This window comes from Salinicola lusitanus (assembly GCF_003206045.1).
In the GTDB taxonomy this organism is placed as follows: domain Bacteria; phylum Pseudomonadota; class Gammaproteobacteria; order Pseudomonadales; family Halomonadaceae; genus Salinicola; species Salinicola lusitanus.
This window is the reverse complement of the sequence record NZ_PZJM01000004.1, coordinates 750,265-766,094: the sequence shown is the minus strand read 5'-3', so window position 1 is coordinate 766,094 and position 15,830 is coordinate 750,265. Positions and strand designations below refer to the sequence as shown.

At 62.8% G+C, this 15,830-nt stretch carries 13 protein-coding genes; all 13 read left to right on the top strand.

The window, feature by feature from the left end; all coding sequences use genetic code 11:
• Positions 1–59 precede the first annotated feature (59 nt).
• The 13 genes from cysD to DOM45_RS10770 all read left to right on the top strand — a co-directional run bounded on the left by cysD (position 60) and on the right by DOM45_RS10770 (position 15,478).
• Positions 60–977: a sulfate adenylyltransferase subunit CysD gene (cysD, locus tag DOM45_RS10830; RefSeq protein WP_110600311.1), complete on the top strand. Its 918-nt coding sequence runs from the start codon at positions 60–62 to the stop codon at positions 975–977.
• The gene (gene cysN / locus DOM45_RS10825; protein WP_110600309.1) at positions 977–2,872 is read left to right on the top strand and encodes a sulfate adenylyltransferase subunit CysN; all 1,896 of its coding nucleotides are present in this window, start codon (positions 977–979) and stop codon (positions 2,870–2,872) included. The genes cysD and cysN overlap by 1 nt, the downstream gene beginning before the upstream one ends.
• Positions 2,873–2,982: 110 nt before the next feature.
• On the top strand, positions 2,983–3,390 hold the full coding sequence (locus DOM45_RS10820) for a DVU3141 family protein (protein WP_110600307.1): 408 nt from the start codon (positions 2,983–2,985) through the stop codon (positions 3,388–3,390).
• A 182-nt stretch (positions 3,391–3,572) separates the two neighbouring features.
• A complete protein-coding gene (locus DOM45_RS10815; RefSeq protein WP_110600305.1) occupies positions 3,573–5,306 on the top strand; it encodes a polysaccharide biosynthesis/export family protein in 1,734 nt (577 codons plus the stop codon).
• A 74-nt stretch (positions 5,307–5,380) separates the two neighbouring features.
• Complete coding sequence (locus DOM45_RS10810) at positions 5,381–6,220, top strand: ABC transporter permease (protein ID WP_110600303.1); 840 nt, start codon at positions 5,381–5,383, stop codon at positions 6,218–6,220.
• A 13-nt stretch (positions 6,221–6,233) separates the two neighbouring features.
• Positions 6,234–7,172 (top strand): ABC transporter ATP-binding protein, encoded by a 939-nt coding sequence (locus tag DOM45_RS10805; protein ID WP_110600302.1) that lies wholly within the window; start codon positions 6,234–6,236, stop codon positions 7,170–7,172.
• Entirely contained in the window at positions 7,169–8,284 is a 1,116-nt protein-coding gene (locus DOM45_RS10800) for a KpsE/RkpR family capsule polysaccharide export protein (protein WP_110600301.1), read from the top strand. Before DOM45_RS10805 ends, DOM45_RS10800 begins: the two co-directional genes overlap by 4 nt.
• Positions 8,285–8,457: 173 nt before the next feature.
• A complete protein-coding gene (gene rfbB / locus DOM45_RS10795) occupies positions 8,458–9,537 on the top strand; it encodes a dTDP-glucose 4,6-dehydratase (RefSeq protein ID WP_110600299.1) in 1,080 nt (359 codons plus the stop codon).
• Entirely contained in the window at positions 9,534–10,421 is an 888-nt protein-coding gene (rfbD, locus tag DOM45_RS10790) for a dTDP-4-dehydrorhamnose reductase (protein WP_110600297.1), read from the top strand. The genes rfbB and rfbD overlap by 4 nt, the downstream gene beginning before the upstream one ends.
• 114 nt (positions 10,422–10,535) lie before the next feature.
• Positions 10,536–11,465: a glucose-1-phosphate thymidylyltransferase RfbA gene (rfbA, locus tag DOM45_RS10785; RefSeq protein WP_110600295.1), complete on the top strand. Its 930-nt coding sequence runs from the start codon at positions 10,536–10,538 to the stop codon at positions 11,463–11,465.
• A gap of 40 nt (positions 11,466–11,505) precedes the next feature.
• Entirely contained in the window at positions 11,506–12,051 is a 546-nt protein-coding gene (gene rfbC / locus DOM45_RS10780; RefSeq protein WP_110600293.1) for a dTDP-4-dehydrorhamnose 3,5-epimerase, read from the top strand.
• A 399-nt stretch (positions 12,052–12,450) separates the two neighbouring features.
• Positions 12,451–13,800, top strand: coding sequence for a UDP-glucose dehydrogenase family protein (locus DOM45_RS10775; RefSeq protein WP_110600291.1), 1,350 nt, complete (start codon positions 12,451–12,453; stop codon positions 13,798–13,800).
• A 631-nt stretch (positions 13,801–14,431) separates the two neighbouring features.
• A complete protein-coding gene (locus DOM45_RS10770) occupies positions 14,432–15,478 on the top strand; it encodes an HAD family hydrolase (RefSeq protein WP_110600289.1) in 1,047 nt (348 codons plus the stop codon).
• Positions 15,479–15,830: the final 352 nt, after the last annotated feature.

The following is a 15,830-nucleotide window of genomic DNA, read 5'->3' as shown; positions in this document are numbered from 1 at the left end:
GATCTCCGCCATTGGAAACCTTTTGTTTCGTTACTCTCGATCGGGTGCACGGGAACGTTATGCGAGAACTGACAGTCACGGCTCACACTCACCTCAGGCAACTCGAGGCGGAGTCGATTCAGATCATCCGGGAGGTGGCGGCGGAGTTTCGCAATCCGGTGATGCTCTATTCGGTTGGCAAGGACTCGTCAGTGATGCTGCATCTGGCGCGCAAGGCGTTCTATCCCGGAACGCCGCCATTTCCCTTGTTGCACGTCAATACCACCTGGAAGTTCCGCGAGATGATCGAATTTCGCGATCGTACCGCGGCGCAGGTCGGTATGGAGCTGATCGAGTACGTCAACGAAGAGGGGCGAGCGGCGGGCATCAATCCCTTCGATCACGGTAGCGCCACCTACACCGAGATCATGAAGACCCAGGCCCTCAAGCAGGCGCTCGACAAGCACGGCTTCGACGCCGCGTTCGGGGGCGCACGCCGGGATGAAGAGAGTTCCCGCGCCAGGGAGCACGTCTACTCGTTTCGTGACCGGCATCACCGCTGGGACCCCAAGCGGCAGCGCCCCGAGCTGTGGCGTCTCTACAACGGCAAGGTCAATCCGGGCGAGTCGATCCGCGTCTCCCCGCTTTCCAACTGGACCGAGCTGGATATCTGGCAGTACATCCATCTAGAGTCGATCCCCATCGTGTCGCTCTACTACGCGGCCCCGCGACCGACCGTGTTCCGTACCGGCCAGTTGCTGGTGGTGGACGACGAGCGGCTGCCGCTGGCGGCGGGAGAAGTGCCTCAGGAGCGCTGGATCCGCTTCCGGACACTGGGGTGCTTCCCGTTGACCGGCGCCATCGAGTCACGCGCTACCACCTTGCCCGCGATCATCCAGGAGATGCTGCTGACTCGCACCAGCGAGCGGCTCGGCCGCGCCATCGATCGCGATGGCGTCGGCTCGATGGAGAAGAAGAAACACGAGGGGTACTTCTGATGCCTCTCCAGATGATGCGCATCGCCGACGACATCGAGCGCTACCTCAAGCTGAATGCGAGCAAGGGGCTGCTACGATTTCTGATCTGCGGTGGGGCCGACGACGGCAAGTCGACGCTGATAAGCCGGTTGCTGCACGACTCCCTGGCGATCCAGGAGGAGCAGCTGGCGGCGTTGGTGCGCGGGCCGGGGACAGGCGGCAGCCGCAGTGGCCAGGTCGATCTGGCGCTGCTGGTCGATGGCCAGCAGTCGGAACGCGAGCAGGGCACGGCCGTCGATGTCGCCTATCGGTTCTTCTACACCGACAAGCGCAAGTTCATCGTCGCCGACGCGCCGGGGCACGAGCAGTACACCCGCAACATGGCCACCGGCGCCTCCACGGCGGATCTGGCGATCATCCTGATCGACGCGCGTTACGGCGTGCAGTTACAGGCCCGGCGGCACAGTTTCATCTGCGATCTGCTCGGGATCCGCCACTTCGTGATCGCGATCAACAAGATGGACCTGGTCGGTTACTCCGAAGCGCGATTCCAGGAGATCGTCGCGGACTACCGTGATTTCGCCGACAAGCTGAATGTCAACGACGTGCGCTTCTTGCCCATTTCGGCATTGACCGGTGCCAACGTCGTCAATCCCGGTAGCGAGATGCGCTGGTACGAAGGCGCCCCGTTGCTGGCCCAGCTCGAGCAGGTCGAGATCCTGTCGGCGCCGAGCCTGCATGAACTGCGCTTTCCGGTTCAGTACGTCAATCGGCCCAATCTCAATTTCCGTGGATATAGCGGCATGCTGGCCGCCGGCGCGGTCGAAGTGGGCAGCGAGATCCGGGTGGAGCCCTCCGGCAGGCGCTCGACGATCGAGCGCATCGTCACCAACGACGGTGACCTCAGCGTTGCCTATCCCGGCCAGTCGATAACGCTCACGCTTCGCGACGAACTCGATATTTCCCGCGGCGACATGCTGGTGGCGGCGAACAGCGATATCGAACCCAGTTCGGTGTTTACCGCCGACGTGGTGTGGATGCACGAGACCCCGCTGGCACCGGGACAGGATTACGAGTTCAAGGCCGGTACCCGAACCGTTTCCGGCCGCGTGACGCGAATCGTCTATCAGATCGACGTCAATACCCTGTCGCGCAGCGCCTCCGACAGGGTGCCTCTCAATGGCATCGCCCGATGCCAGATCGAAGTGACGCAGCCGCTGGTGCTGGACAGCTACCAGCGCTCCCCGGAGACGGGCAGTTTCATCTTCATCGACAGGCTGAGCAACCTGACCGTGGGGGCCGGCATGGTCGTCGACGCCCTGAACATCGGCCACGTGGTCTGGCACGACATGGCCGTCGACAAGCGGAGACGCGCCGAACGCAACCGCCAGAAGCCCAGCATCATCTGGTTCACGGGGCTGTCCGGCGCCGGCAAGTCCACCGTGGCGGATGCCCTTGAGAGACAGCTCTTCGGCATGGGCTACAACACCTACGTGCTGGATGGGGACAACGTTCGCCACGGACTGTGCCGCGATCTCGGCTTCAGCGACCGCGACCGTCAGGAAAACATTCGCCGGGTCGGCGAAGTGGCGAAGCTGATGGTCGATTTGGGCGTGATCACCCTGGTCTCGTTCATCTCGCCGTTCCGTGAGGATCGTCGCGTCGTCCGCGCCATGGTCGAGGCCGACGAGTTCATCGAGGTCTTCGTCAACACACCGCTTGCGGTCTGTGAAAGACGCGATCCCAAGGGCCTCTACCGCAAGGCCCGTAGCGGCGAGATCGGTCAGTTTACCGGCATCACTTCTCCTTACGAGGCTCCGGAATCACCGGAAGTCGAGATCGACACGTCGATCCATGACCTCGAGGAGACGGTGGGCCAGCTCATCGCCGCCCTGCGGCGTCACCGGATCATCTGACAACAGTTCGCATCGATTCGTCGAACGGCGCCCGCGTTGGCGGGCAGGCGGCGAAAGGCAGCAAGGCTCCCGGCGATAACGCGCGGGAAACGGAGGGAAGGGTGGGCACGATGAAAAACGAAATCAGAAAACGCAGAAGGGCCGATGGTGCGTCCCGGTGGCTGGCGCTGGCGCTGGTAGTTGCCGCCATGTCGGGGTGCGCAACCTCATCCCAGCAACGCTTCGGCGATGGGGCGGTGATGCCCATGAACGACGCCACGCCAGTCAATGGCCCGTTGGCAACGTTTCTCGATAGCGCGGCCACGGGCAGCGTGGCGAATCTGGCGACCACGCCCTGGGGGCCGAACGTCTCCATTCATGCCCGTGAGCGCTACTTCTCGGCCAGCGGCCGGCGGTGTATTCGCCTCGACGTGACCCGCAACGTGGCGCCGGCCGGTGTTCCGGTGGCCCAGGTGAGCTGCCTGGTGCCGGGGAAAGGCTGGTACGCCCAGCGCCTGGTGACGGAAATCATTCGCTAGATGGTGTTCGGGAAACTTCCGAAAGCCATCTCGGCGGCGCCGTCGAAACCCGTCGTTCCTCATGCCGGAACGACCTGATCGCCACCGAATCGACAAGTGCCCTCAAGGCATTTCGCCGGTGCTCTCATGAGCGAACGCCGGCACTCGATGGCCTGAAAAACACGTGAGGGAAGGGAACCATCATGAAGCGGTTATCAGTGACTTTCCGGGCCATGTGCCTGGTGGCGGTAGCGTGCCTCAACGCTAACTTTGCCCACGGCCAGGACATCGGGCTGAGCAGCGGTGGCCTGCTGGGCAGTGACCAGCCGGCACAGGCGATGACCTCGCAGTCCGATGAGACGAATTCGATCGAGACATCGCCGCGGGCGGATTGGGACAGCGGCACCTACGGGCCGGTCGACCCCCGGGCCCAGGCCATGGTCGACCCCGACACGTTGCCACCGTTCGGCGAGAACCTGTTCTCCGGCGGCTTCCGGGGCATGATGGCCGACGGTCTCAACCCGGACTACCTGATCAAGCCGGGTGACCAGATCACGATCCGGGTCTGGGGCGGGGTCGAGATCGACCGGGTACTGGCGGTGGACGCCCAGGGCAATATCTTCCTGCCGCGGATCGGTCCGCTGCAGGTCCAGGGGATCTCCAACGCCCAGCTCAACGCCCGGGTACGCGGCGCGATCCAGTCCGTCTATCCCGAGAACGTCAGCGTCTACACCAATCTCCAGGGCGTGCAGCCGGTGGGCGTCTTCGTCACCGGTTACGTCATGAATCCCGGGCGCTACTCCGGGACGCCGAACGACTCGGTGCTCTACTTCCTCGATCAGGCGGGTGGCATCGATCAGGCGCTGGGGAGTTATCGCCAGGTCGTGATCAAGCGCGGCAACCAGGTCATCAATGTCGTCGATCTCTACAACTTCCTGATCAACGGCGATATCGCACGGCCGCAGTTCCGGGATGGCGACACCATCGTGGTCGAGGAGCGCGGACCCGCCATCAGCGTCGTCGGCGACGTCCAGAAGAACTACCGCTACGAGCTGGTCGGCGAGGCGCTGACCGGGCAGGACGTGATCAACCTGGCCCGCCTCAAGTCGGGCGTGTCCCATGTGCTGTTGCGCGGCAGCCGCCCGTCGGGGCCGATCTCGCGCTACCTGCCGCTGGCGGAGTTTCGTGGCGCCGAGGTCCGCCGTGGCGATGAGGTGCTGTTCAGCGCCGACCAGCGCGACGAGACCATCGTGGTCCAGGTCGAGGGCAGCTATTACGGCCCATCGCGCTATGCGCTGCCGCGGGATGCCCGGCTGGGCGAGTTCCTGAACGCGATCAGCGTGCCCCAGGAGATGACCAGCTATCAGGACGTCTCCATTCGCCGGATCAGCGTGGCCGAGCAGCAGGCGTCGTCGTTGAAGGACAGCCTGCGCCGGCTCGAGACGACCTACCTCGGCTATCCCGCTCGCACCGCCAAGGAGGGCGAGATCCAGGTTCGCCAGGCGGAGTTGATCGAACGGTTCGTGAAGAAAGCCTCGCAGGTCAAGCCGACCGGCCGGCTGGTCGTCGCCAGGGACGGCAACGTCGCCGATATCCGGCTGCAGGATGGCGATATCGTGACGATCCCCGAGAACACCGACTCCATCCTGCTGAGCGGCGAAATCATCATTCCCCAGGCGATGGTCTACACGCCGGGCATGAGCGCGCTGGACTACATCCGTCAGGCCGGCGGCTTCACGCCCAGGGCCGACGAGGACCAGGTGCTGGTGGTGCATCGCAACGGGGCGGTGCTCCAGGCGGGGCAGACGCGCATGCGTGCCGGCGACGAGATCATCGTGCTGCCTGCCGCACCCACCAGCAACATCGAACTGGCTTCCGCGATCACCCAGATTCTGTTCCAGGTCGCCGTGGCGACTCGCGTGGCGCTCGACCTGTGAACGTATCCGATCGTCGGCTCGTTGACCTGATCCACTCGTCGCGCGCGCATTCTCGAGGGTAATCCGCCATGGCTATGGAAGTTTCACGATCGGATTCATCGCAACCGAACTTCGCAGCACCGTCCGGAGGAGGAGCCCGCTCCTCGTGGAGAGTGGCCAGGAGCGTCTGGTTTGCCCTGTTCATGCGCGAGACGATCTCGCGCACCATGGCCGACCGCATGGGCTGGTTCTGGATGATCTTCGAACCCCTGGCGATCATCGGCGTGATGGTCTCCGTGCGGGGGCTGTTCATGTCCGGCCGCCACATCGCCGGCGCCGACTACGTCGCCTGGATGGTGGTCGGGCTGATGGGCTTCATGCTGTTCCGCGAGAACATGATGCGCTCGATCGGCGCGATCGAGGCCAACCGTGGCCTGTTCGCCTACCGCCAGGTCAAGCCGGTCGATCCCGTGCTGGTGCGCTGCTTTCTCGAGGGCATGCTCAAGTCGCTGATCTTCATCCTGTTCATCACCATAGGCAGCCTGCTCAAGTTCGAGCTGATGCCGGACTATCCGTTCGGCGCGATGATGGACTGGCTGTCGCTGTGGGCGCTGGGTTGGGGCATGGGGCTGACGCTGTCGGTGCTTGGCGATCTGGTGCCCGAGATCGGCAAGGTGACGCGCATCCTCAATCTGCCGCTGCTGTTGCTCTCCGGCGTTATCTTCCCGGTCCTCTACGTGCCGCATCAGTACCGGGAATACCTGCTGATGAACCCGATCGTGCATGGCCTGGAGAGCATGCGGATGAACTTCTTCAGCGGCTACCACACGATCGATGGCATCGACATGACCTACCTGTGGTTCTGGGCGCTGGCGCTGATATCGCTGGGGCTGATCCTGCACACGCGTTTTCGCGACCAACTGAAAGCGCATTAGGAGGAGGGCCCCCATGATCGAGATTCGCAATCTCTACAAGCGCTATCACAACCATCATGACAGCCCCTGGGTGCTCAAGGACATCAACCTGACGATCCCCAGCGGGGTCAGCGTCGGCCTGCTGGGGCGCAATGGCGCCGGGAAGTCCACCTTGCTGAGGCTGATCGGTGGCATGGACTCCCCCGACCGCGGCGATATCGTCCGCAACAGCCGGGTCTCCTGGCCGATCGGCCTGGCGGGAGGCTTCCAGGGCTCGATGACCGGTCGTCAGAACGTCAAGTTCGTGGCCCGGATCCATGGCGCCGAGGAGGAGATCGAGCGCGTGGTTCGGGAGGTCGAGGCCTTCGCCGAGATCGGCAACGCCTTCGACGAGCCGGTCAAGACCTACTCGTCGGGGATGCGTTCGCGGCTGGCGTTCGGGCTTTCGCTGGCGTTCGACTTCGACGTCTACCTCTCGGACGAGGCGACCGCCGTCGGCGATCGCGCGTTCAAGGCCAAGGCCAAGGAAGCGTTCAAGGCGCGTGTCGGCAAGGCCAGCCTGATCATGGTCTCCCATGGTGAGGGTGTCCTGCGGGAGTTCTGCGAGGCCGGCATCGTGCTGGAGAAGGGCCGGGCGCAGTGGTTCGACGATATCGAGGAGGCCATCGGCGTCTATCACCAGGCAACCGACGGCAAGAAGGTCGAGCCGCCCAAGGTGCCGACCTCGCTCTCCGAGGCGAAGCAGCAGTTGATGCAGGCGAATCTCGAGTTCGAACAGGCTCGCCTCGACTACCAGATAGCCAGTGATGACCCCGCCCGGAACGATCCCGACGACGCGCTGCGCTGGCGCGTGGAGGAGTCCCGCGAGCGGATGCACGAGGCGCGCCGTTACGTTCAGCAGTTCCAGTCGCAGGCGAAAGCCAAGCCTCGCAAACGAACGACAAAGACTACGAAAAAGACAGGTCGGCCATGAACAACTCATCGTCTCTCAACAAGAAGTCACGCTTGCGCAAGTCGCTCCACTGGATCGTGTGCCTGATCGCGATCGTGGTGGTGTCGCTCTACTGGGCGCTGTGGGCCAGTGACCGCTATGTCTCCCACTCCAACGTGGTGCTCGAGAGCCCGCAGCTCGCGGCGCCGACCCTGAGCGTCAGCTCACTGCTCAGCGGCGGCGCCACCAGCAATCTCGCGGACATGCTGCTGCTGCGCGACTACATGCGGTCCGTGGACATGCTGAAGCTGCTCATCGAGGAGGCGGATTTCCGCAACCACTACGCCAACTCCGGTGCCGATTTCTTCAGCGCCCTGGGCGACGAGAACGCACCGCTGGAGGAGCTGCACGACTACTACCTCTCCCGGGTATCGGTGGAGCTGGACGACTATGCCGGCGTGCTGCGGGTCGATGTCGAGGCCTTTACTCCCGAAGAAGCCAACAAGATCAATCGGCTGCTGCTGGAGGAGGGGGAGCGGCACATGAACCTGATGGGCCAGCGCCTGGCCGAGGAGCAGGTGCGCTTCCTCGAACAGCAGGTCGCGTTGCTGGAAGACAAGTTCCAGCAGACGCGGGATGCGCTGCTCGACTACCAGAACGCCAACGGGTTGGTCTCGCCGACGGGTACGGTGGAGAGCCTCAGTTCGGTGGTGTCGAGCCTGGAGGGTCAACTCGCCATCGCCAAGGCGCGCAAGAGTGCGCTGGCCAGCTACCAGAGCGTTCGCTCGCCGGAGATCGTGCGCATCAACAGCGAGATCAAGGCGCTGACCGATCAGATCGCGCAGGAGCAGGCTCGCCTGGCCAGGCAGTCCGGCAACGCGCTCAACAGCATCTCCTCGGAGTACCAGACCCTGATGCTGCGGGCGCAGTTCGCCCAGGACAGCTATTCCGGGGCGCTGGGGGCGCTCGAGAACACCCGGATCGAGGCGGCGCGCAAGCTGAAGCAGGTCTCCGTTCTCCAGACGCCGACAATGCCGGAATACCCCGAACAGCCCGAGCGGCTCTACAACTCGGTGGTATTCGCGGTCATCGCGCTGTTCATCACCCTGATCCTCAACATGCTGATCCTGATCGTGAAGGATCACCGCGACTGACCGGACCGGCATGGCCGGGGCCGGCTGTCGCCGCGACCCGGACCATGCCGTCCGAAGCAAACAACGACCAACCATGGATCGCACGATCGATCCACCCAGCGCTGTCTGAACCCCGCTCGGCGAGACACGAGCGTATGCAGGCAGGGCGTAACAGGCTCGACGGGGGAATCACCATGAGCAAGACATTTCTGGTAACAGGTGGCGCCGGATTCATCGGCTCGGCGGTGGTGCGAGAACTGATAGAGCACACGCCGCATCGCGTCATCAACGTCGACAAACTGACCTATGCCGGCAATCCGGAGTCGCTGGCACGGGTGGACAGCGACGAACGCTACGAGTTTCGCCTCGCCGACATCTGTGACGGCGCGGCCATGGCCAGGATCTTCAACGAATACCAGCCGGACGTGATCATGCATCTGGCGGCGGAGAGCCACGTGGATCGCTCCATCGACGGACCGGCCGACTTCATCGAGACCAATATCGTGGGGACGTACGTGCTGCTGGAGGCAGCCCGCGGCTACTTCAAAGGGCTGCAGGAGAGCGACCCGGCCAGGGCCGCGGCTTTCCGCTTTCACCACATCTCCACCGACGAGGTGTATGGCGATCTTCATGGCGTGGACGACCTGTTCATGGAAACCACGCCCTACGCGCCGAGCTCGCCCTATTCGGCCAGCAAGGCCAGTTCCGATCACCTGGTCCGCGCCTGGCACCGGACCTTCGGCCTGCCGACCGTGGTCACCAACTGCTCCAACAACTACGGCCCGTTCCACTTTCCGGAGAAGCTGATCCCGCTGACGATTCTCAACGCGCTGGCGGGACAGCCGCTGCCGGTCTACGGCGATGGCAAGCAGATTCGGGACTGGCTGTTCGTCGAGGATCATGCGCGAGCGCTGGTTCAGGTCGCCAGCGAAGGGGAGATCGGCGAGACCTACAATATCGGTGGCCACAACGAGAAGCAGAATCTCCAGGTCGTCGAGACGATCTGTGAACTGCTCGAGGAGCTTGCGCCGAACAAGCCCGAGGGCGTCGTTCGCTATCGCGATCTGATCACCTTCGTGGTCGACCGGCCGGGCCATGACCAGCGCTACGCCATCGACGCTTCCAAGATCCAGCGAGAACTGGGCTGGACCCCCCGCGAGACCTTCGATAGCGGCATGCGAAAGACCGTGCAGTGGTTCCTCGAGAACGACACCTGGTGGCGCCGGGTCCAGAACGGCAGCTATCAGGGCGAGCGACTGGGAGTGACCGCATGAGTACGCTGATTCTCGGCGGAAACGGCCAGGTCGGGTTCGAGTTGCAGCGCGCGTTGTCGCCGCTTGGCGAGTGCGCCGCCCCGGCACGTCCTTCCCTCGACCTGCTGGATGCCGATGCGGTCGCCCGCCTGCTCGACCAGACCCGACCCAAGCTGATCGCCAACGCGGCGGCGTGGACCGCGGTGGACGCGGCGGAGACGGCACGCGGGGAAGCCTTCCGGCTCAATGCCGAACTGCCGGCTCAACTGGCCGATTACTGCGCCACGCACTCGGCAAGGCTCGTTCACTACTCCTCGGACTACGTCTATCCCGGTGGCGGCGACGCCGCCTGGCAAGAGTCCAGCGAGACAGGCCCGCTCTCGGCCTACGGCGAGAGCAAGCTTGCCGGTGACGACGCGGTACTGGCCAGCGGGGCGGACGCCTTGATCTTCCGGACCAGCTGGGTCTACAGCGCACGCGGCAACAATTTCATGAAGACCATGCTGCGCCTGGCCAAGGAGCGCGACGCCCTGAGTGTCGTCGGCGACCAGATCGGCGCGCCGACGCCAGCCCGGCTGATTGCCGACGTGACCCTGCTGGCCGTGAGGCAGCAGGGCGAAGGGCGCATGGACCCCGGGATCTATCACCTCGCGCCGCGTGGCGAGACCAGCTGGCACGGTTTCGCCCAGGGGATATTCCGGCATGCGGCCGCGCTCGGACAGCCCCTGCGGCTGGGACCGGAGGAAGTGGCGTCGATTCCCACCGCCAGCTACCCCACGCCCGCCCGTCGTCCGCTCAATTCACGACTGTCGCTGGAGAAAATCGAGCATGCGCTCGGCGTCACGCTGCCGGATTGGGAATCCCAGTTACGGCTGACGCTGGCGGAGTGGCTCGAGGCTGCATAGCAGGATGCAAGGCGCGAAGGCGTCCTCCCGTAGAAGCGAGTCCCGAGAGAGGCCGCTTTTATACCGTTATCTTGAATGTCTGACTCGATCTTGGGATCGAAAAGGAGTTTCACCATGGCACGTAAAGGCATCATTCTGGCCGGCGGTTCCGGCACCCGGCTGCATCCGATCACCCAGGGCATCTCCAAGCAACTGCTGCCGGTGTACGACAAGCCGATGATCTACTACCCGATCTCGGTGCTGATGCTGGCCGGGATTCGCGAGATCCTGATCATCTCGACGCCGTCCGATCTGCCGCAGTATCAGTATCTGCTGGGCGATGGCGCGCAGTTCGGCCTGCGCTTCGAGTATGCCGAGCAACCGTCACCGGATGGACTGGCCCAGGCGTTTTTGATCGGCGAGTCGTTCATCGGTGACGATTCGGTCTGCCTGGTGCTGGGGGACAACGTCTTCCATGGCCAACACTTCTCCGAGCAGCTGATGCGAGCGTCGGACGTGCAGAAGGGGGCAACGGTGTTCGGCTACCTGGTCAAGGATCCGGAGCGGTTCGGCGTGGTGGAATTCGACGCCTCCGGCAAGGCGCTGTCGATCGAGGAGAAGCCGATCAAGCCCAAGTCGCCCTATGCGGTTACCGGGCTCTACTTCTACGACAACGACGTGGTGGAGATCGCCCACCAGGTCAAGCCCTCCGAACGCGGCGAGCTGGAGATCACCAGTATCAACAACGCGTATCTGGAACGCGGCGACCTGCACGTGGAGCGTCTGGGACGCGGTTTCGCATGGCTGGATACCGGCACCCACGACAGCCTGCTGGAAGCCGGCCAGTACGTGCAGACGATCGAGCATCGCCAGGGACTCAAGGTCGCCTGCCTGGAGGAGATCGCCTGGAACCAGGGCTGGATCGACGACGCGACGCTGGCCGAACGCGGCAGCGCATTGAAAAAGACCGGCTATGGCCAGTATCTGCTGAAGCGACTCGAGGACGCCCAGCGTGGCGTGGCCGTCGGCGAGGCTGCCGTGGCCGGCCTCCGCGGCAACCGCTGACTCCCCGAAGACAACCATCGCAGCCCGAGAGACGGACGACATGAACTACGAAAAGCTCGCCATTCCCGATGTCGTGTTGATGACGCCGAAGGTCTTCGGCGACGAGCGGGGATTCTTCCTCGAGACCTTCCGACACAGTGAATTCGTCGAACACTGCGGCGACTACCGGTTCGTGCAGGACAACCACAGCAAGTCCGGTCAGGGGATCCTGCGCGGCCTCCACTATCAGTTGCAACAGCCCCAGGGAAAGCTCGTCCGGGTCACGCGGGGCGAGGTGTACGACGTGGCGGTCGATCTGCGCCGCAGCTCGCCCACCTTCGGCCGCTGGGTCGGCGCGCTGCTGAGCGAGGAGAATCGGCGGATGCTATGGGTTCCGCCGGGGTTCGCGCACGGCTTCTACGTCACCAGCGAGGTGGCCGAGTTCCAGTACAAGTGCACGGACTACTACGCGCCGGGCGACGAGTACAGCCTGCACTGGAACGATCCGCAACTGGCCATCGAATGGCCGCTGGTGAATGGAAGGCCGGTGACATCGGAGAAGGACGAAGCGGGTAGTGCGCTGGCCGACGCGGCCGTCTTCGCCTAGGACACGTCTGAAAGTACTGGGCCTGTCCAGTCGGTGTTAAGAAATTGGCTCACTGAACCTCGTTCAGACCGTCCGCCGGGCGGTTCGAAGCGCGAGCGGAGCGAGTCACAGGCTCACTGACACCTCGTGAACCGGTGAGCCAGCCCGGTCCGGTTTGACTCACCGCACCCTTGTCGGTCGCACTTCATGCGGCGGCGCTGCCCAGATCGTCGATCCTGACGATTTGTCGCCAACTTCTGCCTTGGCCACGCACCCCGGGCTGGCCTTCGCCGGTCGACTTTTCAGACAACGCCTGGCGCCTCTCAACCCGGCGGGTTGCCGGATGGGGGGCCGAGGCCATTTGGACTCAACCGAGCTGCCCGTGGGGGGCGGCTTCGATCATTCTTGGGGATTGCCCGTATGAAAATCACCGTTTTTGGCACCGGCTACGTTGGCCTGGTGACCGGCGCCTGTCTGGCGGATGTGGGCCACGACGTGGTCTGTGTCGACATCGATCAGAGCCGAATCGAACGCCTGGTCCAGGGGGAGATCCCCATCTACGAACCAGGCCTGGAGTCGATGGTCCTTCGCAACGTCGAGGGCCAGCGCCTACGGTTCACCACGGACGCGTGCATGGCGGTCGAGCACGGGGTGCTGCAGTTCATCGCCGTCGGCACCCCGCCCGACGAGGACGGTAGTGCCGATCTCCAGTACGTGCTGGCGGTGGCCTCCACCATTGGTCAGTACATGAACGGCTACAAGGTCGTCATCGACAAGTCGACGGTGCCGGTCGGCACGGCCGACAAGGTTCGCGATCGTATCGCCGGCATTCTCCAGGAACGCGCCGTCGAGCTGGCGTTCGATGTCTGCTCCAACCCCGAGTTTCTCAAGGAGGGATCGGCGCTCGAGGACTTCACGCGCGGTGCGCGCATCGTCGTCGGTACCGACTCCGACCGCGTGAGCGACCTGATGCGGGAGTGCTATGCCCCCTACAACCGCAACCGCGAGAAGCTGATGCTGATGAGCGTGCGCGCGGCCGAGCTGACCAAGTACGCGGCCAACGCGATGCTGGCGACCAAGATCAGCTTCATGAACGAGATGGCCAACCTGGCGGAACGTCTCGGAGCGGATATCGAGGATGTCCGGCGAGGTATCGGCTCCGACCCGCGTATCGGCTACCACTTCATCTACCCGGGCTGCGGCTACGGCGGCTCCTGTTTCCCGAAGGACGTCCAGGCGCTGGCGCGAACCGCCAGCAAGGTCGGCTACGAGGCCGAGTTGCTCAAGGCGGTCGAGGCGGTCAACAAGCGCCAGAAGTCGACGTTGTTCGAGAAGCTCTCCCACGCCCTTGGCGGCGAGCTGCAAGGCAAGACGATCGCGGTGTGGGGGTTGGCGTTCAAGCCCGAGACCGATGACATGCGCGATGCGCCGAGCCGGGAGCTGATGGAGACCTTGTGGGCCCACGGTGCGACGGTACAGGCCTACGATCCCGAAGCGATGAAGGAGTGCCGTCGTCTCTACGGCGAGCGGGACGACCTGGTGCTGGTGGCTGACCGGGTCCAGGCGGTCAAGCGGGCCGACGCGTTGGTGATCTGCACCGAGTGGAAGGAGTTCCGCACGCTGGATGGCGATTGGATTCGGGGCCAGTTGGCCCAGCCGGTAGTCATCGATGGTCGCAATTTGTTCGATCCGGAGACGATGTCGGCGGCCGGGATCGACTATTACGCCGTGGGACGTGGCAAGAACAGTCAATCCCCGGTCACTGCCTGACACCGATCCCCACCGCATTCGGCGGGCCAATGACGCTTGGAGATCGCTGGGCAAGGAAGCCCTCGAGCGATGGCACCAGGTGGATGGCCCCGCTCCCGGCATGACATGAAAATACTCAATATCGATATTCATCAAGGCTAATACCCGATGTGATTAAGCTTTTCATGTTTTCACCGAGGCGGTGGAATCATGGGACGCAGGGTGGTGAATATCGATGAGTAAAATCATCTTCACCGGAAGCTGAGTCGAGATTACCCTGACTAAAGTCTTAACGGTGATTGTCGAAGCAATAGCGAGCGACAGCGTCACGATAATAAAACGATATTGTCATTTATCGGTTGTTTCGTCGTCATATGGCGACAGTGCTGTCATTTAAATAACGGTTTTATAGCGACGGCTTGATTTTAATAGGACGCCGTCTGTAAGTGCGGATTCTTGCCCGATAATCATAAAGAAGTTGCCCGTTTAACCGGTGTGGGACTGGCAAAAGATATGGTCGATCAGATTGTCAATCGATGGACCACATATCGAGACATATCGATGTCATCGACTCCGGCGTTGCCGGATGATCGCGAAGAAGACGATAAATGTCACTCATCGTGACAAATCAAATGTGAGATGAGGCACCATCATGCAAGCCAAGAGCCGAGCATTATATGAATTCGGGGCGACCTTCCTCGGTCCCGCGCTGCACGTCTACGCCGAGTCCATAGAAGCCGAGGCCGATGGCCATCTGCCGGTTTGCCTGGCGCGAGAGGGGTGGTGCTTTCATCGTCTTCTGACCCGGTTGCAGCAGGAATCCTCGATAGCGCTGGCCAACGATCCTATCTATCTTCGGGTTTCCAGGACGTTGCTATTCCGCGCCATGCTGGGATCGGAAACGATCACCCCGATGGCGCTGGGCAACGATTTCTCGGGCAGTGTGCTGGATCTGATGCGCAAGCGGTTCGGTCTCCAGCTACACGAAATATTCGCGGCGTTGCCATTCGAACTGCTTCGGTTCAAATGCGAGCTTCCCAAGGACAAGGACCTGGTCTTCCAGTGGCTTTCCCCTCATCTCAAAGCGTTGAAAAAGGTGGTTTCTCCGACCCGAAAGGCGCTGATCGCCTATCTGCGGAGATCCGGATTGACGGACCCGGAAAAGCGGCCCTTGATGCTGGATCTGGGATATTCGGGGACCATCCAGAAAATTCTGACCCACATTCTCGAGCGAGACACCACCGGCCTCTATTTCATTGCCACCAAGCCGGGCGATGCGGAAGTCAGCCGACATCATGCGCTGTTGAAAGGCGTTTTCCATGAGGGCGTGGGGTGGCGAAACGGCTGCACCATGCTCGATCGCTCGCTGTTATTCGAGTGTCTGCTGACGGCACCGCATGGCCAGATGGTCGATATCCGTCAGAAAAGCAATGGGGAGTTCGAGTATTTCTACGGTAGGCAGGCTGCGACACAGCGTCATTTCCAGGACCTCAAGACGGTGTTCGATGGGGCGATCGATCACGTCGTGATGTGTCGGCGCCATGGTGTGAATTACACGAAGTTGGACGTTCAGACACTTTACGAAGTTTTCGCGACCCGACCCAACTGTATTCCGCACGACGTCTGGCACCTGTTCAGTGTCGACGATGATATTACCGGCAATGGCATCGTCAATCCGATGCAAATGTTCGCAATATAAATGAGAGGCGGGGGACACATGAAACCGACGGGCAAGATGATATCGCTGCTACCTTGGCTATTTCAGACCCAGTTCGCGAGTCAGGCGCGCAAGCGGCGTCTGGCGGCGGAAGAAGTGGTGGGGATGGACGATAATATCGTCGTACCCGAGGTCGGCGTCGAGGATCAGCCGCGCAAGGAACCGGTTCTCGACGACAAGAACCTGGTGACCGTGACGGAGACCTTCGTCGTCACCGAAGGCGACGCGGTCAACGACGATCTCCCCCCCGTCGACGAAGAGGCCCCGACGACAGCGGCGGATTCCGACTNNCGGAATCCGCCGAGCCCGAGGTCGCCGATCTCCCGCTGGGCAA

What these genes read in the sequence shown, in the direction of transcription:
- cysD (WP_110600311.1), top strand. Translation starts at nt 60, where the DNA reads ATGCGAGAACTGACAGTCACGGCTCACACTCACCTCAGGCAACTCGAG.
- cysN (WP_110600309.1), top strand. Translation starts at nt 977, where the DNA reads ATGCCTCTCCAGATGATGCGCATCGCCGACGACATCGAGCGCTACCTC.
- DOM45_RS10820 (WP_110600307.1), top strand. Translation starts at nt 2,983, where the DNA reads ATGAAAAACGAAATCAGAAAACGCAGAAGGGCCGATGGTGCGTCCCGG.
- DOM45_RS10815 (WP_110600305.1), top strand. Translation starts at nt 3,573, where the DNA reads ATGAAGCGGTTATCAGTGACTTTCCGGGCCATGTGCCTGGTGGCGGTA.
- DOM45_RS10810 (WP_110600303.1), top strand. Translation starts at nt 5,381, where the DNA reads ATGGAAGTTTCACGATCGGATTCATCGCAACCGAACTTCGCAGCACCG.
- DOM45_RS10805 (WP_110600302.1), top strand. Translation starts at nt 6,234, where the DNA reads ATGATCGAGATTCGCAATCTCTACAAGCGCTATCACAACCATCATGAC.
- DOM45_RS10800 (WP_110600301.1), top strand. Translation starts at nt 7,169, where the DNA reads ATGAACAACTCATCGTCTCTCAACAAGAAGTCACGCTTGCGCAAGTCG.
- rfbB (WP_110600299.1), top strand. Translation starts at nt 8,458, where the DNA reads ATGAGCAAGACATTTCTGGTAACAGGTGGCGCCGGATTCATCGGCTCG.
- rfbD (WP_110600297.1), top strand. Translation starts at nt 9,534, where the DNA reads ATGAGTACGCTGATTCTCGGCGGAAACGGCCAGGTCGGGTTCGAGTTG.
- rfbA (WP_110600295.1), top strand. Translation starts at nt 10,536, where the DNA reads ATGGCACGTAAAGGCATCATTCTGGCCGGCGGTTCCGGCACCCGGCTG.
- rfbC (WP_110600293.1), top strand. Translation starts at nt 11,506, where the DNA reads ATGAACTACGAAAAGCTCGCCATTCCCGATGTCGTGTTGATGACGCCG.
- DOM45_RS10775 (WP_110600291.1), top strand. Translation starts at nt 12,451, where the DNA reads ATGAAAATCACCGTTTTTGGCACCGGCTACGTTGGCCTGGTGACCGGC.
- DOM45_RS10770 (WP_110600289.1), top strand. Translation starts at nt 14,432, where the DNA reads ATGCAAGCCAAGAGCCGAGCATTATATGAATTCGGGGCGACCTTCCTC.